Below are 23,766 nucleotides of genomic sequence, written 5' to 3' on the forward strand. Positions count from 1 at the left end.
ATTATTGGCCTCGCGGATGAGGAGTCAGTCGAGGCAGTACGAGTTTCGCTCGAACCGGACCTCGAGCTAACAGAGCTTCGACTGGGTCGAGACCATCCCGAGGAGATGTACGATGGAGCGAGTGACTCTCAGATCGATGCCGAAGCGATCCTTTCTGTGACGAACCAAGGAACCGGCCCGACTGCAGTTACCGCTCTTCGATTCGAAGGCGATGTCCCGTTTCCGACCCACGAAAGCTACGATGAGAACGATGAGAGTGGTATCTATGACCCAGAGAACGATTTCGGAGCGGACGCTGACTCGATAACAATCCCTGCTGGTGAAACAGTTCTGGTCTACAGTAATTCACGGCCCTTCTCACCAGCTGGTACACGCTCGAAGTGTAATTCAGTCGGTCGTAATGGGCAGTTCACTGTCCACCTTTTTGCAATCCACGATGCAGCGGACATCACTCTCGAGTACCTGATACACTACCTCAGTTCAGATTCGGAGGACTGCGTAATCGAAATTGAGGAGACTGCATGAAACTGGCATGGTCTCTCTCAGATATCGGGATTAAATGGTTCGAAGACGCGATTGACAAACTTATCGAATGGTTCCAAGAGGGACTGACAGATGGCTACAATGCGGTCACAGCCCAAGTTTTTGGGACGCCAACACCGGAAACTGACGGCGGATTCGTCTTCGGTGTTCCATCGAACACTCCCTGGGCAGAGATCCATAGTAGCCTCGTTGCTGGTGAGATGATGCTTGTCGCATTATTATTACTCGTAATGTGTGTCCAAGGGCGACACACCATTCGAATCTTCAATATCGGTAGTGCGTACGAGACTCGAAAGACGAAGCGAAGTGCTTGGACGGGCGCGTTTCTGATCGTAACTTGGTATTGGATCGCTGTTCTAGCTCTGTATTTGATTGATGGCTTCACAATTGCACTTATTCCAGACGTTTCGGTAGTCACGGACACGATGATTGATCTGCTTTCGTTGACGGTTTCTAACCCAGCTCTTGCGCTCTTTCTTACGGGGGTTGGTGCTGTCGCGATGTGGATCCTTCAGGCCCTCTTCTTCCTCCGGGAAATCATGTTGTACATCCTCATTTACGCGATGCCGATCGGCATCGCTCTGGCCTACGGAAACCTTCCTGTTGTCTCCCATATTGCCAGAACGGTCTGCATGAAGTTTGCACCACTTGCGATCATGCCGCTCCCAGTAGCACTGCTGTTCAAAGGCTACGAGCTGCTCTTCAGTGAGGGAACTGATTCAGCGCTCATTCCAGATAGTTCGTTCCTGAGCTACCTTATCGCGGTCACACTGCCACTTCTCTCGATCCTCATCGTCTGGAAGCTGTTCAAGTATGCCAGCCCGATGACGACGAAGATCATCGGGGCAACAACCAAGGGTGCAGTAACCGCTGGCGCAGCCGTCGGGGCCGGTGCTGTTGCAGGCCCTGCTGCAGCAGCCACAACTGCGGCATGGGGACCGAAAGCAGCTGTTGGGTATACGGCTGCGTCGAAGATGCGCCAAGGCAGTGGCTCATCCCAACAGTCTGGAAACTCGAGCGGCGGCAGCGGAGGACGAACCGACCACGACAACGTTGCGACAGACGCGTACGGCCAGGAGGGTGTCCCGGCGTACCGTCGCACCGAGAACGATCCGGGGTACTACTGAATGACGCAAGATCACGATGCAGCTGGCCGTCGAATCATGGATGAATTGGGCGAAGAGAGTCGAATTCCGATTCTGAATATCGAAGAAGGTGACGTGTATGTCCTTCTTGGATTCCCGATCGGTGGCCTCCTTTTTGGTGGCCTCACGGGCCTCGATGGTGCGATTCTGCCGTTTGTCTTACTCGGTGTTGTCCTCGGTGGGTCAATCGTCTACGCATCACCAAATCACCTTCCGGCGTCAACGTGGCTGGCTGATGTCTATCGCTACTACTGCAAACGACCACGGTTCACGTACAGCACAGAAGCCACGGCGGAATCAGACGAACCGAGCACGGACGGCGGACTCGTGAGCTATACGCCATTCAAACCGGACGAGCGAACACAGGATCTCACGAACATCAGGCGAGCGTGGCCTGGTGCCGGTGCAATCGAGCGCTCCGATGGCGCGATGGAGGCCTACCTCGAGATCGATCCTGGGAACATGGATTTCGCGATGTCCGGCGACTGGGCTCAGATCCAGCAACTCGGCGAAGAGTTCGCGAACAAGGAACTCGACTTCACACTCAAATTCCACGCAACAACTCGCTCGTTCCCGGTCGAGAAACTGATCGACAGGATCGACGGTCGACTCACCGATAGTGACGTCAAGCAGAATCCAATCTTCAAAGAACTACTCGAGGAGTATCGCGAGCAACGTCCGCGAGACCTCGAGGGGACCCAGCAGGTACGCTATTTCATCGGTGTCGAAGTCGACCCGTTCGAGGTCTATGATCGGTATCAGGACGAACAATCGCCTGCAGAGAAGCTCACCTCGTTTCCGGTGATTGGCTTCCTGTTCAACCCGTTCGTGACCCGTCGCAACGACATGACCGACGCGGAGATCCGGGCGGCCATGTTCGAGAAACTCGAGAACCGCTGCCGTAGCCTCCAGACGGAGTTCATTCAGAAGGCATCAGGGTGGTCTGCCCACCGGTTGACGACGGTCGAACTCTTTGTCCTCTCGATGGACTTCTGGAACGGCGAGGAACACGAGTACGATGACGGCGCGGATGCAATTCGTGATCATCCAGCGGTTGACCACCAACGGAGGGTCGATCAATGATCGATATGCTCCCGCTTTCGATTGTTGAGCAGGTCCAGGGGTCGCTTCCTGACCCAGAAACTCAGGCCGGACTCGCCGTCTACATTGGGGTGACAGCATTGGTCACGCTACTTGTGAAGATCGCATGGGACTACTGGCGAGCCGAAGACGTCGAAGAAGTCGAGTTGATCGATCTTCTCGAGGAGACAACCGTCGAAGACGGTCTCGAGGAAGGTCAGGTCCTCGACGACATCGCTGAACAGCATCAACAGGCGATCGCGCCGGCAGCGATCGAGTGGGATACGCGTACCGCTCGCGTTGGTGAGCAGTGGACGTCGACGCTCTACATTGCGGATTATCCGGATTATCCAAAAGACGGCTTTCTGACCGAACTCTTCGAACTCACCGATGTCGAGTTCGACCTCACTGTTCACGTCACGCCGAAGAGCCAGCAGCAAGCTCGAGACGAGCTTCAGCGGGTTGCCGACGATCTTCAGGCTGACGCCGACCTCGAGAGCACTGTTCGTGGGAGCTATCTTCAGGAACGAGCGAACGAAGCACTGTCGACGTACAAGAGCGTCGAGAACGGAAGCCGTGTCTTCGATCAGGGCATGTTGATTACGGTGCGAGCGGATACTCGCGACCAGTTGCGTGACGATGTCCGGACGATCCGCAGTCGACTGCGTGAACAGCCTGCTGGCCTCTCGCCAAAAACAGCGATCTGTAAGCAGGACCTCGCAATTCAGGCCGCTGCACCAGTCGGACCCAATCCGTTCGACCGAGAGGCCACAGCACTCGGCGGTGCGGTCGGTGCGTTGCTCGCCTCACCACACAACGCCACAATCCTCGAGGACGGCGGCGTCGAGTTCGGCGTTCACTGGAAGAACCAGAGTCCGGTCGTCATCGACCCATTCGCTCGAGAGAATGGCTATGCGATGTTCACGATCGGCGACCCAGGTTCTGGGAAATCGTTCGGCTCGAAGCAGAACTTCATCCGTTCGATCGAGCAAAGCGAGGATCGAATTGGGATCATCCTCGAGCCATTGAACAACTGGGCAGGCGTGGCCGAAGCTCTCGGTGGTGAGCGAATCACGATCGGTGGGGAGATGGGTCTGAACCCGCTCGAGATCAAGCCCACCCCCGAACGGGTGCAACGGGCGATGGGCAAGGACGCCAGCCCGTATCGCGAAAAGCTCGACAGCGTGATGAGCTTCCTCTCGAACTACTTCGCACTCCGGGGAATCACACTCGGTGACCGCCGAACGACGTTGGAGACTGCGATCGAGCGTGCATATTCACGCAACGGAATCACCGACGATATCGCGACTCATCATAACGAGAGCCCGACGATGCGGGACGTCCTCGATATCCTCGAGGAGATGGTCGAAACACCGACGGAGTACGTCGTGCGGACGGACGAGGAAGCGACGAAGATTGGCGAAGACGCGACGTGGCTCATCGATCAGCTTCGCCCGTTCGCAGAAGACGGCCGGTACGAAAACCTGGGTCGAGAGACAGAGTTCGACATCCGCGACGAGAAGGTAATCTATCTCGACCTCGCCCAGCAGGAAGGAAGTCTCGGTGGGAGCACGAGTCTCGTCATGCAGTTGCTGATCTCGCTGGTCTATGAGCGTGCGAAAGAGACGGACAAAGAGGTCGTCTTCGTCATCGACGAGGCTCGTTACATCATGCAGGACGCGGCGAGTCTCGAGTACCTCGAGATCGTCTTCCGTCACCACCGACATCACAACCTCTCGATCCGACTTGTGACCCAGACTGTCGACGAGTTCTTCCAGCATCCAGAGTCCGAGGCGATCATCGACCAGTGTGCGATCAAGCAGTTCCACCATCTCGATGGAATGGACCGCGAGTGGGCAAACGAGTTCGGTCTCAATTCGGCACAGATGCGCTTCGTCCAAGAAGCCGTGCCTGGCAACGACCGGACGGGCTATTCGGAGGCGCTCGTCGGCGTCGACGGCGAGTGGCGGGGAATCGAAGTCCGCGCGATGGAAGACGAAACGGCAGTGATCGACTTTGATCCGAAGGTCCAGTCTCAGACTGAGCTGCCAGGTCGTTCAGCAGACACACCTACAGAGCAATCTATGAATATTGATCCAGCAACCTCACACCAAGTATCAACTTCACCACAGACCGATGGCGGTAAGCACGGAGGTGAATCGGACCATGAGTAATACCGAGTATCTGAAGATCACGCCGTCGTCCGAACCCATTCACCGAACGGACGTTCCAGCTACGTTGGAGAGCCTTCATAAACTCTCGAACCCAGCGTCAACGAGCTTTTGGAACCGGGCGGATCCACGGGTAGACACTGCACCACCGACGTTCGAGTTCCTCGTCGTCTCTACGGGACCCGACGAGCCAGTCGAATTCTACTATGGGGTTGACCAAGAGGCACACGTCAAGACACTCGAGAAACGCCTCACGTCGATCTTTCCGCACAGTTTCACCATCACGAAGACAGAACTCGATCTCGAGGAAGCGCTTGTACCCGAGAGAGACACCCCACAAGAGGAGCACTCCGACCTCGAGTTAGACGAACACCACCCTTCGAGCGAGGATGAACCCATCGACGACTCAAAGGGAGACGATGAGTATGTCGAGCCTTCTCCGCTCGGGGTCGAGTGGGTGGGCAAAACCGGCCGCAAAGAAGACTGGATGACGACGATCACGCCGTTCGTGATCGAGGAACTGGACGAAGAATACGATGCAGAGCGCCCGCCGTTATCGGCGATCGTTGATGCATTGCACGAGATGACGGTGCCGATCGCGTATCAAGTCGTCTGGCAACGCAAGCCGGACTGGCGAGACGACGCCGAAATCCGTAAATCGAATCTTCGCAACGGGCGAGACACGTGGTCAGAAGAACTCATCGGTTCGTGGATCGAACCCGTCGACGCCGATCCCGAAGAGCGTGAACTGTCTCAGGAGTCCCAAAACCGGATTCGCCGAATCGAGAGCAAACATCCCCGGAGGACGTTCACTGTGAATGTGCGGGCAGTCGCGATGGGAGATCCAGACGATACCGATCTTCACGCAGAACTCGAGCAACTAAAGTCGTCGTTAGATCCACTCGAGGGACCGTTCTACGAACTTGTCGGCCGTCGAATTCGTGAGAAGGGTATCCTGTCGAGGCGGAAAGCGAAGCGAGCACAACGGCACCTCGAGCGAGTGTTCAATGCGGAAATCGTCACTGGTGGCAGGAAAACCCGGCCGGATCTCGTGTTTAACGCCGACGAACTCGCGAACCTGGTAGTCGTTCCCGGCGGGGAGGACTTGACCGTCGACGGATCACGTGGTGTGCGTTCAGAGCAGCGGTCGCGAAACCCGCTGCCACGGCCAAACCCCGACCTGATGGAGCAGTTCCGTGAGGGGATGGCGATCGGGTACGCACTCGACGAAAACGGGACTCCAGAGGACGAACCGACGCGGATCCCACCACAGTTGCTGCCGACCCACTACCTTCGAGCAGCAACTACCGGCGCTGGAAAGTCGAAAGCGCTCATCAACGACATGCTCTCACTCTATGAGAGTACTGATGGGCCGATTATCCTCGTCGACCCGAAAGGCGACGGAATGACCGAAAACTACCTTCGAGCACATGCTCGACGCTTTGGTGTCGACGATCTCGAGGAGAACGTCCTCCACTTTTCGGTTCCGGATATCCTCCCTGGATTTTCGTTTTTCAACCTCACGCCTGGACTCTCACACGGACAACGGCGTGTCGATGCTGTTCAACGGAAAGCCGATCACTACGAGGAGATCCTGAAGCTCGTGATGGGGCGAGACCGATACGAACGGGCAACGGCTTCCCCACTGTTGATCGAGGCACTCATCAAGACACTATTCGACGAGGAACACGGTCGAGAGAACGGGCGCCATCGTGCATCTTCGGACTACTTCGCTCATCAGCAACTCGAGCACGCACTCGATCAGCTCTGGCAGGCTGGACCACCGAATCCAAACGAGGAGGCAATCCCGAACTCGAGCGACCCGGAAGTTACCCGAACGGTACGCCGCCAGCTCCAATCTGACGGGCGGACGTTTGCGAACGTGATGGGCGGAGTTAGTAATCGATTCGCCTACATCTCACAGGATTCTCACCTCCGACGAATCTTCAACAACACCGATCCGCAGTTCGACTTCAGGGAACTCCTTGACGAGAATCAGATTGTACTGTTCGATCTTGGTGATCTCCGTGATGATGCTGCACGAATGCTGACCGGCGTTATTCTCACATCACTCGAGGATGCACTCCGGACGCACGAGGACGATCTCGGCCAACGATCCGACGACTACGTTGTGAACCTGCTTATCGACGAGGCAGCGTCAGTCGTCGTTTCTGATGTCCTCAACGATTTACTCGAGAAAGGACGCAGCTTCCGTCTGTCGGTGGGCCTCTCGATGCAGTTTCCAGAGCAGATGCAAGCAGAGGGTGGCCGACGTGTGTATCTGAACGCGCTCAACAACATCGGAAGTCCGATCCTTGGCAAAGTGAACGTCGACCGTGAGCTGGCACGGGCGATGGCTCACGAGGATCTCGATCCAACGGCCTTCGCGAACCGGGTTCGGTCACTCCCTCGAGGTGAGTGGATTGCCCAACTCCCGAGCCCTGTGTTTGGAGAGACGGGTCCGTATCCGTTCAGTATCAAACCACTCCCGATCCCGCCAGGTCATCCAGAGAGTGACGATCCGCTCTCTGAGTACGAAGAGCAGCAGTTCCAGCGAGCGTTTGCTCAAGTTCACGACCGGACCCGACGGGAGTTTGGTGTTCACGAGTCGGCTGCACCGACCGCGGAGGCTCCGGAACCACTCCAGGACGTTCTTGGGGCGGACAGTTCGGACCTCGATCACGCTCTTGCCCACATTATTCGGAACCTCCAACTCCGAGAGGACTCCCGCGAGGACAATGGCTGGATAGACGCAAAAACCGTCGATGTAGAGCTACGAACGGCATTTGAGGAGGAACACGCAAATGCTGATCTCCCCTCTTTCGAGGACCTCGCTGATGTCCGTCAGCGGTCTCGTCTCATCGAGGTGGGGTTGAGTCAGGCATCTCGTGACGTCGCCGTTCGGCTTACAGACGCTGGTGAATCGGTCGTAGCACTCGACACCGGTGAGAGCAGGGCAGCAGGTAGTATCCGCCATGACGAGGCGATCACACGGATCGACGCTGCACTGACGAAGATCGGCTGTACCGTCTCGGTTCCAAAACAGGACGGGAGCGAACAACCTGATGCGAGAGCGGTTCATCCTGACTGTGACCGCCCCTTCGCGATTGAAGTGGAAACGACAACCCCTGATAACCCTGCTCAGGTACTGGCAAACCTTCGAAAAGCTCAGGATGCCGATGAACTCCCGATTTTCGTTGTCGAGGAGGCAAAGCCGGAGACCTACTGGGCAGAGCGGGTCGATGGGATTCTCTCATCCCCTGTCCGAGAGCTTTCGACCGGAGAGACACGACTGTACACCAAAGATCGGGCACTCTCGTTCAACGGTGGCGCAACGACAGACGGTGGCGTAACGGCAGTCCGACCAGCCACCGAAAACAGCAAGCAGACCGTCTGGAAACGCCAAGACGGACGAATCGTCCTCGAGAATGGCCAGGGCGACAGTCTCGTAGAGACGACGTCGGTAGCAGAACTCTCGAGAGACCATGTTCCGGCCGTGTACAGCTACGATCAAGCTTCTGGAGAGTACATCGTTTCCGAACAGGGGCTGCAGTATGTCTACGATTCGAAAGAGGCGTTTTCCGAGAAGTGGACTCGACTCATGGAACCGTTTGTTCCCGAAGCCGACCTTTCCTATCCCGACTATGGTCCTGGTGACTATTCGATCGTCGTTCTTCGGACCGATGGTCAACCGGTCGTCTACACAGATGGAGAGACTGCCGCACTTGAGACGCTGCTCGAACATGAAGACGTGTGTTCAGCGATCAAGAGCAGTGATGAAGAGGAGTCCTCGTTCGAGCCTAGCGAGTTGCTCCTAGCAGAGATTGCTGATGATGCAGATGCAGTTGTTGGACGATTCGCGAGCCTGTACCTCACTGAGGAGTCGACCAGTACGGTCGCTGCCAGCACAGTTTATGATTGTTATGAACAGTGGGCCAAACAGCATGACATTGATCCAGATGGCAAGAGCTGGTTCGCTCGTCGGTTAGGCAACCACATCGAACTCAACCGAATAACGGAGCGACGTGACGGTGAGCTTGTCCGGTGTTACGAGGGTCTGAGACTGGATCACCAAGGGACACTCGAGGAATAGCATGAGATCTGCTGAAACCCGTCGAAAAGCCGTTGTACAGCATTCCCCGGGAGAATTACGGCATAGACCGTGGAACCCGAACGGAATATCGGAAAAACGCCAGACGGAACGGTGTTACGGCATATTTGAGTTTGCTGTAACACTGCTCTTTCGACGAGGCGATGCCGTACGTTCTGTAGAGGCGTTACAGCGCAGGAATTCTCCCGATTCCGGGGTCCTGTTACGGCAAAAACCAAGTGAGAAAGAACGGGGGGTACCCATTGGAACTGCTGTTGATCGACTGGAAGGGGAAGAAACTGCGCCGAATGGTGGTGCGACCTCGAGTGCGTCTTCTGTGAGGCAGCCACTTGGTGTGCGGTTTGTTGGACTGGAGAACAGTGGCAGCCAGAGCACTGGAATAGAGTGTGGCTGTTGAATCTATGATTGACAAGTCAATTTTACCGACGGAGATGTGCGTTCGCGAGCAGTGGATCTGTTGGCGAGAAGAGAACCGAAACGGTGATCTGACGAAGATTCCAGTCAACCCGAAGACAGGCGACTTCGCATCGTCGACAGACGATCGTACCTGGGCCACCCTCGAGATTGCTCTCGAGTATGTGTCTTCGGCTCGAGCAGATGGAATCGGGTTCGTCTTTACGAGTACAGATCCGATCGTTGGGATCGACCTCGATAAGTGCCGAGATCCAGAGACAGGAAGGCCGGATCCGGAAGCAAAGGAGATCGTCCAACAACTCGAGTCCTACACAGAAGTCTCGCCATCTGGAACGGGCTATCACGTCCTCATTCATGGCGACCTCCCCGACGGGCGAAACCGGCGTGGCGGTGTCGAGATGTACGATCAGTCTCGCTTCTTCACTGTGACCGCAGACCACGTCGACGGGACGCCGACATCGATCAATGAACGCCAGGACGCCCTCGAGGCAGTTCACGAGGAGTTCGTCGCTGAGGACGATACCAACGACAAGATCGACGCCACTGGCGGCCGACGTGGTGACTCGGGTCAGAGCCAGACGCTTGATCTCGAGGACGAGGTACTACTTGACAAAGCTCGCTCGGCGGGTAACGGGGAAAAATTCGACCGGCTGTGGCGGGGGAACACCAGTGGATACGACAGTCAGTCAGAAGCCGATATGGCACTGTGCTGTCTGCTGGCGTTCTGGACCGGTGGAAACCGGCTGCAGATGGATCGTCTGTTTCGACAGTCAGGGCTTATCCGAGGGAAATGGGACGACGTTCACCACGCCGATGGATCAACATACGGAGAGAAGACCCTCGAGCGCGCGATTGCTGCGACAGATGACTTCTACGAGCCGACAACGTCTACTGTGGAGACGTCAGTGGATACTGCTGCTAATACTGACTCCGATACTGCATCTCCTCTTGAGGCTGGCATCGCGGAACCGAGCTCTGAAGGGGGTGATCGAGTGTACCTCGAGGAAAAGAACGACCTTCTCGAGACCCGTATCGACGAGTTGGAGCAGACTATTGCTGACCAACGTGACCAGATCGAACAGCTCACAGCAGAGCGCCAGCAGTTGCGATCGATCGTTGACCAGCAGGAGAGCGACCTCGAGGATACCACTGAGCCACCCTCCGAGAAAGATGGGGATTCGTCATCACTCCGAACTCGGATGAAGCGGTTGTGGCGGCGAAGCTGATCTGCCAGGTAGTTACCCCACAAGTAAAATCGCTAGCCCATTCGTGGGGTAACTCCAAAGGAGAACGTGGCTGTCATAGAATAGCTCACAGATTCTCTTTGCAACTCCCGGTGAACGGTAAGTACAGGCGAAGGACTTACCGCTGCAGCATCCGAACGAGCGAAGCGAGTTCGGTTCACCGACGCGAGGCCGAAGGCCGAGTCGTCGGCCTTTTTTTATCGAATTTTTCCGCTTCGGGTTCGCTTCGCTCACCCTCGCGCAAAAACTTCGTTCCGCATACCTACTCATCGGTCAGTTCACCGAAGTATGGGTTGTAATTAATATCCTGGGAAGCGTTCTATGACACCGTCAGAGAACAATTGCTCGAGTAATTTCGCTGCTCACCAGAACGGTTTCTCATCCCCGAAGGGGTGAGGGGAACATAGACTCCCCTCACTGACTATGAGTTCTGAACCACCAACACCGAAACTGGGAGTCGGCTACAAGACGCCTCGAGAGATAACGGCCACGTCACGGGAGACTCGTCGACACCTTCCTGTTCCAAACGATCGTAGTAGAGTCTCGACCATCTCGTACGTGGAGTGGGTTCTCATCGAACTCACCCATGAAGACCTCGCTGCTGAGTACCGGTCGTCACATCTCTGGGGAACCAAACGCACACAGTATACCGCAGAGAACCCTCGAGGAGAGGTCTTCTCAAAGCATCACTACGATGCTCGAGTTGGGTGGCATACCGAGACACTCGGTCGGGAGGAACTTCGAACAGAGCTCGTGAACAAATTGTCACGGTCTCGTCCAGAGACATCAGATCCGGATCTCGATGCAACGTGTCGATGTGACCGTTTCGTGCTCAAACCGATCAGATAACTTCGCTAACAGCAGAGTTCGAATTGATATCCAAGAGTAGAAAAAACTCAAGAAGAGTCGGCAGTAGTCTGAAGTACATGGACTTCGAACAAGCGAGTATGGATGATACGAATCGCATTCGTCCTGACGGTGGGATCGACGTCTTAGACCCACCACCGACGGACATCATGGACGAAGAGACGCTCGAGCCAGCAAGGCTTGCACAGAACGCTCCCAGGCTCGAAACAGTCGTTCAACTCCTCAATCAGCCGGCGTTGGCACGTGTGTATGTTTACGTCTGCTACTGGGGCCCGGTTTCGCCGCCGGAAATCATGGACAACCTCGAGCTATCGAAATCGACGACCTACGAGTACGTCGATCAGCTCGTCGACCTCGGTCTCGTCGATCGAGATGACTCAACGCGTCCGCAACAGTTGACCGCAGATCCGATCATCATCGTCGAGCAGTACGTTCCCATCGTCATCACGCCGACGGTCTTGCACGCACTTGCGCTGCAGGAAGTTGACGAGGACGTCGAATACTTCATGGACCGCTACGGTGCTGGCAAACTCATCGCTGCGCTGCGGGGTGCAGGATTACACTTCGCGGGGAAGACGACTCAGCGGATGGTCGCGACTGATATCGACGTTCGTGAGACCGAAGCGATGATGATCATCTACGCACTCGAGCCAGCACTGACTGTTGGCCGAACCCATGATCCGTTCTTCGAGCATCTGTTTCCGGATGTCCACGATCAGATGGATCTTCCGTCTCTTGACGAGGTAGATGGAGCCCCAGCAGAGTCAAATTCCCACGAGTGAGGACGTTGGATGAGCCGAGACAATCTACTCTCTTCCGAACAAGACGTCCTCGTCGACGCAAACGTCTTCTTTGCGATCGGTCACCCATCGAATCCGAAATACGCACGCTTCCGGAGTGCTGTCCGGAACGCTGGTGTCGTGTGCAAACTCCCTCAGCGTGTTATTGGAGAGCTTGGTGGGCCAAAATGTGAGAACGATCACTCGCTTGTAAGTCCGTGACGGACAAAAAGGCCGGAGGTTCAGCCTGTGCCGGGACGACGCGGCCACGTGGTAGTTCAGATCTGACTGTTCAAGAATCCTACTAGACGGCCTCGAGCCGATCCCTCAGTTACGTCCGGTGAAGTAGTTAGCCGCCTGGGTCTCGGGCCCTATTTCCTCGATTGGGTCGTCGTCACAGTTGCTGCACCGTGGTGGTCTCTCGACGTCTGCATACACCGTCTCGCATCCGTTACAGACGAAAAACCGGATTCCTAGCACAGTAGTGGATTGGTAGCGTTTGTTCAAATCGATGTCGCACGCTGAGCGCATGCGAACGACAGCTCCAGCACAGTGGTCGTATGTCGAGTCGCTAGTAGTTTCTTTCTCGGCACCTCTTCAGGGTGCACCGTTTTGAGAAAGGACTGACCAGCGATTACCACGTTTCCGATCTCGATCAGCGTCTCACACTCTGTACTCCGTTCGCCGATACCTCTCGTCATCCACAGCTCGTTTTTCTCCGGATACAACGAGTGGGCTCCTGTTTCCATGCTGGTGGCAGTCGCTCGCAGTGTTCGAAGACTGGTCAGGGACCGCAATCGAGCAATCGGGCTGTTCGCTCATTCCGGCGGCTGTCGACCGATGACCGAATAAAATGGGTCCGTCCCAGGCTGGGCGACGATTCGGTCCGTCTCTCCAAATCCACCAGCAGTAAAGTACTCTTCGACGAGCGCTGCTCGTTCGTCCATCGATCGGGTTTGCCAGGCCCGAATCGCTTTTGTCGGGAACATCCGGTTGGTGAAACTCACTATGGCAGAGCCGTCAGACGTGAGGATGCGCCCAAACTCGCTGAACACGTCACCAGGATACTGCAGATACTGCACTGACAGGGCACAACAGACGACGTCGAACGAGTTCTCCTCGAGTGGGAGCGTCCGGTCGCTGTTGAAATCCTGCAGGAAATACTCGTCTAGACAGTCATTTGCTTCGAGTTCGGCCTCGTTGAGTCCGTGGCCAACAACGCACTCTAGTGGGACGTCCGGGAGAAACGAGACCCAGCTACTCATTGCATCGAATACACGATCTCCCGGCATGATCTCCGATTCGTACAGCGTTGTTAGCCGAGCCATGAATGCATCGTCCGCGTGAGTGACAAACCGGGCCGACTCGTAGAACTGCGTGTCGTCATTGGTATCGATTTTTTGCCGATCGACGTCCGATAGAACCCTCGACACAGTGCTCTCTGGTAGGGTCTAGAGAGCAAAGTATTCAGCGCCTGCCGACCCGGACACCGAGCGTTCTCGAGTTGACGAACGGCCAGTACCAGTCGGCTAGCGGTCCTCGACAGCGTTCCGGAAAGCGACGAGTGCCAGTTCGGCACACCTGAGCCGTGACGGCGTCAGGTCCATGCCGACTAGGTCCTCGAGCGTCTCACTGTCCCATTCGACGATGTCGGTGGCCGGTGTCCCGATCATTTGCTCGGTGAGCAGTGATGCCGTTGCCTGTGAGAGTGTACAGCCTCGCCCAGTGAACTGGACCGTTTCGACGACCGGTGGTGTCTCGTCGGACAGTTTCACCGTCACCGCTATTTCGTCACCCTCGGGATGTGTCGGGCCGACACACTGGGGGTTGCTAGTTTCGTGCTCGATATCCGGGTCCGTGAGCGTACCGTAGTTCCGGGGATTTTGGGAGTGGTCTGCGAGCAACTCCCTGATGAGCGTCTTGTCCATACATACCACTCGTCTCGAGTAATGAAAAACGGACGGGACACCGCCAGATTGGTGTTAGAATTCCCACGCACCCGAATGTGGGCGAATGGTGGCAGGCCCCAGCAAGAAACCAGAGTAGGTTCTGCTGTACGGAGCTCATCCCAACTGGACTCGGACTCAAAGATGTCGCCGGTGCAAGCCCGATCACGGGCAGTCCCAGACTATTGATTTCGGCGATGTCCATCGTGCCGATCCGGTCAGCGATCAGTGAGTACGGGAAGACTCCGACAGCACTGATCTCAATCGACCGGGCAGCGATCGATCCCGAGCACGCGATACAACAAACATCGCCGCATCACCCCTTCAACGATCAACACGATCGCGATGATTCCAAGCCCGAGTGCCGAGACGACTGGCACGGTCACCACCCCGAATGCGGCAAGTACAGCGAAGGCTGCCAGTGCCACCCCACCCACGACCCGAACAATCGCATCGATGTGTCCGACATTACGTTTCATTCCTGCGTGGCCCCTTCGCCATTCGTCGCGGTGAACTCAAGCGCAACGCCGTTGAGACAGTAGCGCTTCCCGGTCGGTTCTGGCCCATCGCTGAAGACGTGTCCGAGATGTCCTCCACACTCAGCACAGCAGACCTCGATTCGCCTGTCCAGGAGGCCTGTCTCGCGCTGGGTGACAACCGCATCGTCGTCGATCGGATCCCAGAAGCTCGGCCAGCCCGTCCCTGACTTGTATTTCTGGTCAGTGTGAAACAGATCGCTTCTACAGCCAGCGCACTCAAACACACCGTTCTCGTCGATGTGGAGGAGATCAGACGTACCAGCAGGCTCCGTTCCAGCCTCACGAAGCACGTGGTACTCCTCGTCGGAAAGCACTTTTCGCCATTCGGAGTCGGTCTTTGGTTGCCCGTCGTCTGTGAGTCGCTTGCCCATATGTGACTGCAGGTCGTCGGCTCCATGAACGTTGTGCGTCCACAAAAGGTGTTTTCTCTCTCCGCAGACAGCACGGCAGCCGGCACGACAGAGTGGTCCACTGCGCTCTCATCGAACACTACCCGTTCCGTACTGCCACGGTTGGCCTCGAGATGCGCAACATCGATGGCGTTCGAATCGGAACGACAGCTGGCTGGTTCCTCGAAGAGCTCAACGCAGATCAAGACAGCTAAACCTGCCATCAAAAGCCCCTGACGCGCTCGAGTCCCGCGCCTAGCGAGACGTACGCGTCTCGCTGGCCTTCGCTCGTTCCACTCGCGAAGATCTCGCTGCGCTCCTCACAGGCTGCGGTGCTTGCGTCGTCGGGGTTCCTCGAGTACGTCAGCCCCTTTCGATCCCACCCACGTGGACTAATCAACTGGCCGTCGAAGACGGTTGTTCCCTCCTCAGAGATGGCACGTCCCGCTCGCCGCTTCTGATCTTCGCTCACTCTCGCTCTTCGGTTGCCAGTATTAAGCGCGCTTTCGGTCTTCGCTGCCGCTCAGACACGTAAACGGCTTAAAACTGGCCGCTCGCTCCGATTGAAGCGCCGCGCGTTACTGGTTGGATCTGTCATCGGCGCGTCTCGCTCGCGCCCTGACGGGCGCTTACGAAGGCGCGAGCGAGACGCGTGTGATGGATGAGTTGGACAGCGAGAGAGCCAGGGCTGGAGAGTCGTGGTGTCGGAAAAGACGCCGAGTGAGCGCCTTTGGATTAGATCCAATGTCTAGTAAGAAGTCGGTTAGTAAGGTCGTTTCGGTCGATGAACAAGCATACGAGCAGGAAGCGGGTCAAGCGGAACACGAGGACGTCGTTGACGAGACTCCAGAGTTCCGGGCCACGGTGGAGATGGAGATTCAGGCGAAGGTCGATGCAAACCACCCAGACGGGATCGTCGACACGAGTGAGGATCGGATCTACGGCGTGACCTTGGCTCAGGAAGAGCGCATTCAGGCGAGAGAGGAAGAACTCGAGCGAATCAGTGCACTGGGGGCATTCGGACGACAGGAAGGACGAGCGGAGCGAACGAGAGCGGTGGTTGAACAGGAACGTCGTAGTCAGCGGCCAGCCAAGGAAGTCGATCCTCGAGAGAAGCTTGAGAGAGCAGAGTTAGGTCAGGTCAATCGGCAGGCACAGCGGTTGTCAGAGAACGTCAACGGTGGGTACACGCGAGCAGTCATCGCGAAGCGGATCGCCAGTCGGGTTCTCGAGGGTGAAGCGATGTTCGAGGCGGTGATGGATACGAAAGAAGAGATGCAACACGAAGCAGGGACGATTGTGCCGATTGGAAGACTCGAGTCGATTAGGCGAGGCGAGGTCAGTGTCGAAGGGCGCGTGATCGAACTGTGGGAGCCCTCGAGTCCGAGTATCCAACAGGTTGGGTTGCTCGAGGACGAGACTGGGCGAACGAAATTCACGATCTGGACGAAGAGCAGACAGACGAAGGTGCGGGAAGGTGAGCTGGTGCGGTTCAGGGCGGCGGCGAAGAACTGGTACAATGGACGATGCTCGATCGCGTTGACTCACTGGTCGGAAATCGTGTTCCCAGAACGCGGTCAGTGGTGGGAGTAGGCGACAACGGCTCTTTTTTGCTGGTGCCCGATCACCCACTACCCTCCTCCCCACCCACCTCCACGTTCCGGGCTGCTCACGGCCAAGGGCCGTTTCACTGCCGGGCTTTCGCCGAATCTGCCAGTTCTGGACGTTTATCGGCTCCAGCACGCACCGCCTAGTATCTTCGACCCGATTGTGCTTCCAGCAGCGAGTTTTTTCGCGCCATGAGGCATGAGGCGCACTCAATAGTGTGCCATGTGATTGACAATGACTGATCCAAATCCGATTGACGACACTGCAGACGATTACAGACGATTCGAAGCCAGACTCGTTGCCCATGATCGGGATACAACTCATGCCGTGACAGCGGATATCGGCGACACAGCCGCCAGAAAGCTTGTTACTGAACTCATTGATAACGGTGTGGTGACGCCGGTTCCAGGCAAGCGGGTGTTCATCCATGAGCCAAGTGAGGTTGCCTTTGACTCGAGCACTCAGCTTGCTGTTTTCCATCGAGGCTGGACGGCTGCTCGCAACGCCGACAAGGACGGTGAGTGATGCAGCAACCACTTACTGGCTGTGCGTTCTGCGACGCCTTGCCCGGCGCCGAGTCTGGCGAGGCGCATACGTGGGGCCAATACGAGCGAGTCACCCACCCAATCTGTGTCGGCTGCGCTATCCAGGCGGAGCCGGACCCTAACGAGTTCGATCACTGCACCTGTGACGGCTGTGGGCTCGTTGTCGACACGATCGCGGCACTCACACGATTCCGCGTTGGACTCGGCCATCTCGAGGGCTCGCTACAGCTGTGTGCGCGATGTAGTCCCGGTGGGCCAGCTACCTACTGGACGCGTGATCTCGAGGAGCACGTCGTGAAGACTGCGTAAGTACTAGATGCGAATGTGAGAACATGCTGGAGATTCCCGTTGAGCAAGAAAATACGTCGATAGTTCTGAACAGAGAACGACGTGACTCGCTGAACGAAGCAGAAATAATTCAGTGTGCGGTAGATATATAGCCGATTATATCGTTAGTTGGATGTAGGTGAGTACTGATGGACTTAACTGATACTCCCGATGAAATTCGTGATTCGACTGAGAATCCACCTGATTTTACCGAATGGGACTCTCCTGAAGAGGTCCTGAAAGGAGGCCCAACGCGAGAACGATTGCTCAGTGTTATTTTACAGCTACGGACCCCAACGAAAGTGTCCAGAATCGCAGAGCAAGCAGACTGCGATACGGAGACTGCAAGGGACTATCTTGAATGGTTCAGTTCGATGGGAATGACACGTGAGATCTCGGGACGGCCTGTGAGATACGAACGAAACGAATCGTATCTCCAGTGGCGCAGAGTTGAGCAAATCCGAGACCAATACTCAGAGGCAGAGATCGTCAAAGAACTCAAAGAAACAATGAAACAACTCGAGGAGTATCGTGCCCAGTTCGATGCCGACAGTCCGGAAGACGTGTCTCTCATGGATAGCACCGAGGAAGCGTCGGTCGAAGAAGTGTGGGAAGCACTGAGTGAATGGAAAACGCTCAAACACCGTGCAGAGCTGTTAGATACAGCGCGTCAGAACGGCCATCCCTCGAGTGGCGGTGCCAAAGTCGATGCCTGAACGCCGGCCAGCTGACGACGATACTGTCCCAGAGGTCGGTGGCATCGATACCGACATTCTCGAACAAATTGGGCAGCATCTTGAACGAAGCAACCGCTTTGCAGAGACCACCTTTCAGCCGGAGTACGCACCAAGTTCAGTCGTCGCAGAATACGACATGGGGTACTTTCCAACTGCTATCGAGCGTGCGTATCTCCAGATCCGATGGTACAAGACAGACGATTTTAACATCCACTACTCTGAACAATACGACGCTGGAGATCACTGGGAGTGTCGGTGGGACCGCCATCCGAACAATCACAATACCCGTTCACATTTTCACCCACCACCGGATGCAACAACTCCGGGGGAAGATGTTGAGTACGAAGAGGATTGGCGAGATGTGCTCACGGACGTACTCGGTGATCTAGACGATCGAATCGAAGCGTTTTGGGAGTGAAAATAAGCGGGACACATGTCGAAAGACAGGTCCCTTCAACCCCAACGCATTCGCTCACCGACAAGGGGTTTAAATAGGATTTAGTCTCAGAGCCCGTATCTTGAAAGTGATAGCGGTACTCGATATCGGTATGGAATGTCCTGCGTGTGGCGGACCCGTCACGATGGAAGTAGGGCCGAATCAGCCGCTTACAGCATCAGTGGCCGATGCGCTGCTTGCTGCCGATGAAAACGAGGAAATCGTCGTCACCCGAAATTGCTGGGCGTGTGGATGGAATGAAGACCGGTCGGTATCCATTGACTCGATCGAGATCACCGAGGGAGAGGCCCACACTATCGAGCGAGCTACACTTCTCGACGACATCATGAGTGAGGCCACGGCGATAGATAATCTCGCAATGCTCGAAGATGCCCTCGCCGAAGTACGCCATCTGCGTCGTCTCGAGACTTCTGTATCTGGATCAGCTGACAATGCCGATGGTGAATAGGTGCTACTTATGACTGATAGCGACGCCCTCTACGACGTTCGTGAACGTACCGGAAATCCCGAACACGCATCGATTGACGAGGTAGTTGAGCTCGTGTTCGAGCGCGCCCAGAATCCTCGAGAGGATCACCAAGACGCTCATTTTGACGTGACGATGGCAACCGCCGTGGACAGATATGGGACAGAACCCGTCCGTACGGTTATCCGTCGCGTTCTCGTCGACCACTATCCGTTTCGTACCGCCACGTCTGACCTCGAGATACGCAACATCGATGGCGTTCAAATCGGAACGACAGCTGGCTGGTTCCTTGGCGAGCTGAACGCGCAGCAAGGCGACTGAGACGCGTCTCGTGAAAGCCCGCGACCGCCGCTGCGTTTCGGTATCAAATCAATGATCGTCAAGCTAGTATCCCCTTCTTTGGGTGTATCAGGCCCAGCATCAGCTAGATGTTCCAGAATCCGCTCGTCAGCGCGAGACATCCAGTCAGCGTCAAAGCGTATACTCCACTCTGCTTTCGCCGACAGTATCCTATACGCGCTGAGTCAAGTACCGAGTCTACAGATGAGCAAGGCGAGTGCCTTGGGGCTTGACCCCGAGGCGGTTCACTGCAAGGTAGGTTTCTGTGACCCACAATGGGTGAGGGGCAGTCAGAGTTACTCATTGCCCCTCGAGAACACCATGACTTTCAGAGAAGTTTACCAGACAGTATTCGACGAAGACGTCCAGCCCGACTCAAGTGCCAGTTCGTGTCCGAAGTGCAACGGACAAGTTACCACCAATGTAGTCGAAACCATGTGCGAAGACTGTGGACACCTCCTAGAAACGCAACACAGCCAGATGCAGAGACGAGTTAGTTACGCGTAGATAACATGCTATCATCCAAATTCACACAAGTATTGAAGCAAGATATTTACCGAAGGGATAACAAGAATTCGGACAATGCCAGAATGTGATGGCTGTGGCTCTCATGTCACTGAGAGCTACTACCGGGTTTTCGCTGTTGATGGGAATCTCCCAGCGTGTATCCATTGTTCCACCAACCGTGACGCTCGAGAAGCAGGACTTCGTGACCAGTAGCTTCTAAGCAACTCCATTAGTAGCTCTTTTCTATCGAACTGGAACCTGCATCGAGACGCAAGATAACACGATCCACTATTCAATCAATGACTGATCGATATTCTGATTTTGAGGAACTTCGTCCGACCGGCGAAGCGTCGGATGTTCCAGATGAGACACTCAGAGAGTGTAACGACAGTGAGCCTGATCGACAGCGCGTTGCGACGGCGACGACTGGATATCCAGACACTCCAGCGGAAACGGATACCGAGTGTCGGTCCTGTGGCGCACCGATCCCAGCTGACCAGACGAAATGCCTGTTCTGTCTCACTAACCATCTCGAGAACTCTTCTTCTGAAATAGACGCATCAGCACCAGAGTGGACGCTCCTCGGCGTCGTCCACATGCTGGTCGAGTCGTCGACGTTCTACGGCGCCGTCGCGAAAGGCGGGGCCGCTGCGACGCTCCTTGCCTCGAGTGTGACGGGATCAACCGTCGACGACTGCATGATCATCTATGATCTCGAGGACGGGCCCGTAGCCCAATTGACTAACCAGTGGCCTGTGCTTCCTGCTGCAGTACAGATCAAATCTGCTGACGGTGAGCAACTTCTCGCGGCCGCCCGTGATCGAACAAGATGGAGTGACCAACCCCACCCAGCCGCGGATAGTGACCACGAACCTACAACATATCTCTACGACGAAGGTGGGACTGGTATTCGCGACGAGCAGCGACTCACGACGCTGCTCGACAACGCCGGTGATGATGCGTGGTTAGTCCCTGCAATTGCCCTCCAGCAGGCACCTCAAGAGCGTGAAACTGAGAATCAGGACAGTGGCATTCCGACCAAAGAACGCCTCGAGTGTCTCCAGTGCGGACGTACAACCGATCATCGATTCGGCGATCATGAATCGGTTCCCGACGAAACTTGGACCGGTCACGCAATCTGGAAGTGCCAGGTCTGCGGGACGCCGCGCTATGGGCCGAGCCCAGAATGATTTACTCCGTGTCAGGTCTTAACCAACAGACGGCGATGGTGCCGCGTGGATGTTGGTTAATCGAAGCGGTAGTCCATGCGACCGTGTTCTGTTTGTCTGCGCCGCGATCGGCTGAGTCCCAATCAATGGATCCACGCAACACACCAGATACAGACTGTATCATGCACTCAGCAAACTCAACAATCTCGAGGGTGATCGGTTGACTGACGCAGACAGAGACGATCGAGACAGCAACGGCGCTCTTGGAAGAAGTGAGTCTTCTCACTCGACCAGAACGTGGTGAACCTACTGATACCCACATCAACTTCTAACCGAGCGTGCCACAGAATCGATCACAGGGCCATTGGACTCCGTAGTGAACGGTAAGTACAGGTGAAGGATGTAGCGGGATCGATTGCGATCTATCGACTTCCTGTTAGAAACCGCTTGAGAGATGGAGAGGATAACTTCATCACAACGACTTCAACTTTCATACTACGTCAACCATTATGATCACAATGACGCATGTCGCTATTACCGGCCCTACTTGATTTATTTGAATTTCCGGATTTATAAGTGCTACAAACAAAAGACCTCCGGCTACCAAAGCAGCAATCCAGCTAACTATCTTTTCTCCTGTTGTAAGTTTGTTTGAAGAAGAATCATTCTCACTTAATTGTTGTGTCTGTGATGATCTAGTTTGCTGACTACAATCTGCGCAAACTAATGGTTCACCTCCTAACTCTCGATATTTGGACGGCTGGAGGCGAATACCACGCCCACATGCCTCACACTCACTATGAACTAAACAATCAGCGCAGAACGGGTCTGATCCGTACTTCTGAAAATACTCTGTATCAACCTCAAAAGTACGCTTACAGTGATTGCATTCTACCTTAGCGACACTCATACGGATCATATTGAGAATCCCGAATAATAAATGGAGTGACCATATCGACTGACTACACAACTATCATCGAACCCATGCCTCATGCAAGACTTGCGCCCTGCGTTGATCACCACTTTGCAAAGGCTACGCTGATTGGTAGGAATCGCAGCAGTCAATACGCACGTCTACTTACCGGCTGATTCAATCAAAAAAAGTTGAAACAAATCACTTGCAAGGCTTTCTATGACGTGCTCTCTAACCAGCAACTCCACTCGAGCCGGAGATATGAGTTCCGAAGGCATTCACGTTGATTCGATGCTACCGCCGAGTCAGACGGTCTGACGATCGCTGTCGATGCCAGTACCGATCCAGATCGCTCTACCCGCTTGAGAGATGCGCGCTCCAACAGTGATTTTTTGCGCCGGTGATGGGTGCCGGCGCACTGAGCAGAAACAGACGAACACTGGCCAGAGCGTCGGCGAACTAAAGTGAGAAAATGCATATGATCATCTACGCACTGGTAGAGGCATCGACAGCAGAAGAGGCACTGTCAACCGGGAAGACAGTGTTCGACCGACTGGTTGGCGCGGAGTCGGATTCTTGTGCAGTGTTCGACTACTACGTCACCTTCGACCAAGAGGATACGACAGTGGCTGGAAAAGCACGGTGGGGTGACCTGCCAACGGCTGCGCCCATCACAGAGGAAGGCGAAGACCTCCTCGAGCGGGCCTGGGAGACCACCAAGAAAGAGTTCCAGCGCAATCTGAACCGAGTGAAGCAAGCACTCGAGGAGCACAGCGATGACGAAATCCGTGATGCGGGCCTTGCCCGTCACGCCTTCAAGCGGGTTGGTGCTTCTCGTGGCCCGTCGATCTGCTTGTACGATCAACATGCGACTGGAATCCGCCATCGCGGACACCTCGATCGACTCCTCGAGGAAAAGGGTGAGAACAAGACGTGCTGGATCGTGCCGGCAGACGTCCATTTCTGAGTAATCATGCCACGAATACCCAACTGGACACGAGAGAGTCGAACACCCACGCTAGCATATCGAAACATCGAGATTGGAGCTCGAGCCGTTCTGCATCGTGCACCTGACTCTTGCGCCTACAAGTGGCGGGCAGCGATCCTCGTCGACGGCTATCCCATCTGGTCTCGAGGCTTCGAGACCAAAGACGCAACCAGCTTTCGGGATGCACTTCGGGACCGACCAGCCCCCGAACTCTCGTGTCCAGAGTGTCCAAACGACGATGTCATCGTTGGCCAGAAAGCTGCTGCTGGTGCGAAGGTTAAGCGATGGTTCGACTGTCCTGACTGTGGTTACGAAGCGCCTTCGAAGATCGTCTACGGCGCAGAACGCTAGCAGAACAGATGGGGAGTAGCAACGCCACTCATAGTTTCATATCATTTCTCTCGAGGAGTTGAGATATTGGAACTGATGAATACAAAGCGCAGATGTGGCATGCGATTCTGCTCAGCCGGGAGTTTGAATCG

24 protein-coding genes and 2 pseudogenes are annotated in these 23,766 nt (G+C 55.5%); 20 read left to right on the forward strand and 6 right to left on the reverse strand.

Annotation, left to right across the window (positions count from 1 at the left end):
* The first annotated feature begins 105 nt into the window (after positions 1-105).
* The 8 genes and pseudogenes from BW940_RS17235 to BW940_RS22535 form a co-directional block, all read left to right on the forward strand.
* Complete coding sequence (locus BW940_RS17235) at positions 106-525, forward strand: hypothetical protein (protein WP_235847836.1); 420 nt, start codon at positions 106-108, stop codon at positions 523-525.
* A gap of 2 nt (positions 526-527) precedes the next feature.
* Positions 528-1,670, forward strand: coding sequence for a hypothetical protein (locus tag BW940_RS17240; RefSeq protein ID WP_076610498.1), 1,143 nt, complete (start codon positions 528-530; stop codon positions 1,668-1,670).
* Entirely contained in the window at positions 1,671-2,771 is a 1,101-nt protein-coding gene (locus BW940_RS17245) for a hypothetical protein (protein ID WP_076610443.1), read from the forward strand. It abuts the gene before it with no gap.
* Positions 2,768-4,942, forward strand: a complete 2,175-nt coding sequence (locus BW940_RS17250) for a VirB4 family type IV secretion system protein (RefSeq protein ID WP_173834909.1) — start codon at positions 2,768-2,770, stop codon at positions 4,940-4,942. Before BW940_RS17245 ends, BW940_RS17250 begins: the two co-directional genes overlap by 4 nt.
* Entirely contained in the window at positions 4,935-9,032 is a 4,098-nt protein-coding gene (locus tag BW940_RS17255) for an ATP-binding protein (protein ID WP_076610444.1), read from the forward strand. Before BW940_RS17250 ends, BW940_RS17255 begins: the two co-directional genes overlap by 8 nt.
* A 419-nt stretch (positions 9,033-9,451) precedes the next feature.
* Positions 9,452-10,690 (forward strand): phage NrS-1 polymerase family protein, encoded by a 1,239-nt coding sequence (locus BW940_RS17260; protein ID WP_076610445.1) that lies wholly within the window; start codon positions 9,452-9,454, stop codon positions 10,688-10,690.
* Between the two features lie 944 nt (positions 10,691-11,634).
* The gene (locus tag BW940_RS17265) at positions 11,635-12,357 is read left to right on the forward strand and encodes a DUF7437 domain-containing protein (protein ID WP_076610446.1); all 723 of its coding nucleotides are present in this window, start codon (positions 11,635-11,637) and stop codon (positions 12,355-12,357) included.
* A gap of 9 nt (positions 12,358-12,366) precedes the next feature.
* Positions 12,367-12,549, forward strand: a pseudogene (locus tag BW940_RS22535) (hypothetical protein); the annotation flags it as partial.
* Positions 12,550-13,172: 623 nt separating this feature from the next.
* Here BW940_RS22535 and BW940_RS17280 read toward each other — a convergent pair.
* The 4 genes from BW940_RS17280 to msrB all read right to left on the reverse strand — a co-directional run bounded on the left by BW940_RS17280 (position 13,173) and on the right by msrB (position 15,210).
* The gene (locus BW940_RS17280; RefSeq protein ID WP_076610449.1) at positions 13,173-13,787 is read right to left on the reverse strand and encodes a methyltransferase domain-containing protein; all 615 of its coding nucleotides are present in this window, start codon (positions 13,785-13,787) and stop codon (positions 13,173-13,175) included.
* 96 nt (positions 13,788-13,883) lie between these two features.
* Positions 13,884-14,282, reverse strand: a complete 399-nt coding sequence (locus BW940_RS17285; RefSeq protein WP_076610450.1) for an iron-sulfur cluster assembly scaffold protein — start codon at positions 14,280-14,282, stop codon at positions 13,884-13,886.
* A 278-nt stretch (positions 14,283-14,560) separates the two neighbouring features.
* Positions 14,561-14,779 (reverse strand): YgaP family membrane protein, encoded by a 219-nt coding sequence (locus BW940_RS17290; RefSeq protein WP_006067211.1) that lies wholly within the window; start codon positions 14,777-14,779, stop codon positions 14,561-14,563.
* The gene (gene msrB, locus BW940_RS17295) at positions 14,776-15,210 is read right to left on the reverse strand and encodes a peptide-methionine (R)-S-oxide reductase MsrB (RefSeq protein ID WP_006067212.1); all 435 of its coding nucleotides are present in this window, start codon (positions 15,208-15,210) and stop codon (positions 14,776-14,778) included. The genes BW940_RS17290 and msrB overlap by 4 nt, the downstream gene beginning before the upstream one ends.
* A 92-nt stretch (positions 15,211-15,302) precedes the next feature.
* On the opposite strand from msrB, the gene BW940_RS21560 reads away from it, so the two are divergent.
* On the forward strand, positions 15,303-15,443 hold the full coding sequence (locus tag BW940_RS21560) for a hypothetical protein (RefSeq protein WP_159440183.1): 141 nt from the start codon (positions 15,303-15,305) through the stop codon (positions 15,441-15,443).
* An 8-nt stretch (positions 15,444-15,451) separates the two neighbouring features.
* On the opposite strand, the gene BW940_RS17300 is transcribed toward BW940_RS21560, so the two are convergent.
* Positions 15,452-15,700 (reverse strand): hypothetical protein, encoded by a 249-nt coding sequence (locus BW940_RS17300; RefSeq protein ID WP_076610451.1) that lies wholly within the window; start codon positions 15,698-15,700, stop codon positions 15,452-15,454.
* Positions 15,701-15,972: 272 nt separating this feature from the next.
* Between BW940_RS17300 and BW940_RS17305 the strand changes: the two genes are divergently transcribed.
* From BW940_RS17305 to BW940_RS17335, 7 genes are all read left to right on the forward strand, one after another.
* Positions 15,973-16,821, forward strand: a complete 849-nt coding sequence (locus BW940_RS17305) for a DNA-binding protein (RefSeq protein ID WP_076610452.1) — start codon at positions 15,973-15,975, stop codon at positions 16,819-16,821.
* A 249-nt stretch (positions 16,822-17,070) separates the two neighbouring features.
* Positions 17,071-17,361, forward strand: a complete 291-nt coding sequence (locus BW940_RS17310; RefSeq protein WP_076610453.1) for a hypothetical protein — start codon at positions 17,071-17,073, stop codon at positions 17,359-17,361.
* Positions 17,361-17,690, forward strand: coding sequence for a DUF7558 family protein (locus BW940_RS17315; RefSeq protein WP_076610454.1), 330 nt, complete (start codon positions 17,361-17,363; stop codon positions 17,688-17,690). The genes BW940_RS17310 and BW940_RS17315 overlap by 1 nt, the downstream gene beginning before the upstream one ends.
* A 167-nt stretch (positions 17,691-17,857) precedes the next feature.
* Positions 17,858-18,424 (forward strand): DUF7342 family protein, encoded by a 567-nt coding sequence (locus tag BW940_RS22145; RefSeq protein ID WP_076610455.1) that lies wholly within the window; start codon positions 17,858-17,860, stop codon positions 18,422-18,424.
* Complete coding sequence (locus tag BW940_RS17325) at positions 18,417-18,863, forward strand: hypothetical protein (protein ID WP_076610456.1); 447 nt, start codon at positions 18,417-18,419, stop codon at positions 18,861-18,863. The genes BW940_RS22145 and BW940_RS17325 overlap by 8 nt, the downstream gene beginning before the upstream one ends.
* A 130-nt stretch (positions 18,864-18,993) precedes the next feature.
* Positions 18,994-19,350, forward strand: coding sequence for a hypothetical protein (locus BW940_RS17330; RefSeq protein WP_076610457.1), 357 nt, complete (start codon positions 18,994-18,996; stop codon positions 19,348-19,350).
* Between the two features lie 9 nt (positions 19,351-19,359).
* Complete coding sequence (locus BW940_RS17335) at positions 19,360-19,689, forward strand: hypothetical protein (RefSeq protein ID WP_076610458.1); 330 nt, start codon at positions 19,360-19,362, stop codon at positions 19,687-19,689.
* 74 nt (positions 19,690-19,763) lie between these two features.
* On the opposite strand, the pseudogene BW940_RS22150 reads toward BW940_RS17335, so the two are convergent.
* Positions 19,764-19,850: pseudogene (locus BW940_RS22150) on the reverse strand (MarR family transcriptional regulator); the annotation flags it as partial.
* A gap of 439 nt (positions 19,851-20,289) precedes the next feature.
* Between BW940_RS22150 and BW940_RS22690 the strand changes: the two are divergent.
* The 4 genes from BW940_RS22690 (at position 20,290) to BW940_RS17365 (ending at position 23,635) form a co-directional block, all read left to right on the forward strand.
* A complete protein-coding gene (locus BW940_RS22690) occupies positions 20,290-20,427 on the forward strand; it encodes a DUF7563 family protein (RefSeq protein ID WP_449406682.1) in 138 nt (45 codons plus the stop codon).
* An 86-nt stretch (positions 20,428-20,513) separates the two neighbouring features.
* The gene (locus tag BW940_RS17350; protein WP_076610459.1) at positions 20,514-21,404 is read left to right on the forward strand and encodes a biosurfactant protein 1; all 891 of its coding nucleotides are present in this window, start codon (positions 20,514-20,516) and stop codon (positions 21,402-21,404) included.
* A gap of 1,364 nt (positions 21,405-22,768) precedes the next feature.
* Entirely contained in the window at positions 22,769-23,263 is a 495-nt protein-coding gene (locus tag BW940_RS17360; protein WP_076610460.1) for a hypothetical protein, read from the forward strand.
* A gap of 6 nt (positions 23,264-23,269) precedes the next feature.
* The gene (locus tag BW940_RS17365; protein ID WP_076610461.1) at positions 23,270-23,635 is read left to right on the forward strand and encodes a DUF7568 family protein; all 366 of its coding nucleotides are present in this window, start codon (positions 23,270-23,272) and stop codon (positions 23,633-23,635) included.
* Positions 23,636-23,766 lie beyond the last annotated feature (131 nt).

This window comes from Natronorubrum thiooxidans, assembly GCF_900156475.1.
Taxonomy (GTDB): Archaea; Halobacteriota; Halobacteria; order Halobacteriales; family Natrialbaceae; genus Natronorubrum; species Natronorubrum thiooxidans.

Coding starts and splice junctions, on each gene's coding strand:
- BW940_RS17350 (WP_076610459.1), top strand. CDS start 20,514: ATGACTGATCGATATTCTGATTTTGAGGAACTTCGTCCGACCGGCGAA.
- BW940_RS17335 (WP_076610458.1), top strand. CDS start 19,360: ATGACTGATAGCGACGCCCTCTACGACGTTCGTGAACGTACCGGAAAT.
- BW940_RS17265 (WP_076610446.1), top strand. CDS start 11,635: ATGGACTTCGAACAAGCGAGTATGGATGATACGAATCGCATTCGTCCT.
- BW940_RS17310 (WP_076610453.1), top strand. CDS start 17,071: ATGACTGATCCAAATCCGATTGACGACACTGCAGACGATTACAGACGA.
- BW940_RS17245 (WP_076610443.1), top strand. CDS start 1,671: ATGACGCAAGATCACGATGCAGCTGGCCGTCGAATCATGGATGAATTG.
- BW940_RS17235 (WP_235847836.1), top strand. CDS start 106: ATGTACGATGGAGCGAGTGACTCTCAGATCGATGCCGAAGCGATCCTT.
- BW940_RS17290 (WP_006067211.1), bottom strand. CDS start 14,779: ATGAAACGTAATGTCGGACACATCGATGCGATTGTTCGGGTCGTGGGT.
- BW940_RS17325 (WP_076610456.1), top strand. CDS start 18,417: ATGCCTGAACGCCGGCCAGCTGACGACGATACTGTCCCAGAGGTCGGT.
- BW940_RS22690 (WP_449406682.1), top strand. CDS start 20,290: ATGCCAGAATGTGATGGCTGTGGCTCTCATGTCACTGAGAGCTACTAC.
- BW940_RS17360 (WP_076610460.1), top strand. CDS start 22,769: ATGCATATGATCATCTACGCACTGGTAGAGGCATCGACAGCAGAAGAG.
- BW940_RS17365 (WP_076610461.1), top strand. CDS start 23,270: ATGCCACGAATACCCAACTGGACACGAGAGAGTCGAACACCCACGCTA.
- BW940_RS17330 (WP_076610457.1), top strand. CDS start 18,994: ATGGAATGTCCTGCGTGTGGCGGACCCGTCACGATGGAAGTAGGGCCG.
- BW940_RS17260 (WP_076610445.1), top strand. CDS start 9,452: ATGATTGACAAGTCAATTTTACCGACGGAGATGTGCGTTCGCGAGCAG.
- BW940_RS17315 (WP_076610454.1), top strand. CDS start 17,361: ATGCAGCAACCACTTACTGGCTGTGCGTTCTGCGACGCCTTGCCCGGC.
- BW940_RS17305 (WP_076610452.1), top strand. CDS start 15,973: ATGTCTAGTAAGAAGTCGGTTAGTAAGGTCGTTTCGGTCGATGAACAA.
- BW940_RS17285 (WP_076610450.1), bottom strand. CDS start 14,282: ATGGACAAGACGCTCATCAGGGAGTTGCTCGCAGACCACTCCCAAAAT.
- BW940_RS22145 (WP_076610455.1), top strand. CDS start 17,858: ATGGACTTAACTGATACTCCCGATGAAATTCGTGATTCGACTGAGAAT.
- msrB (WP_006067212.1), bottom strand. CDS start 15,210: ATGGGCAAGCGACTCACAGACGACGGGCAACCAAAGACCGACTCCGAA.
- BW940_RS17250 (WP_173834909.1), top strand. CDS start 2,768: ATGATCGATATGCTCCCGCTTTCGATTGTTGAGCAGGTCCAGGGGTCG.
- BW940_RS17255 (WP_076610444.1), top strand. CDS start 4,935: ATGAGTAATACCGAGTATCTGAAGATCACGCCGTCGTCCGAACCCATT.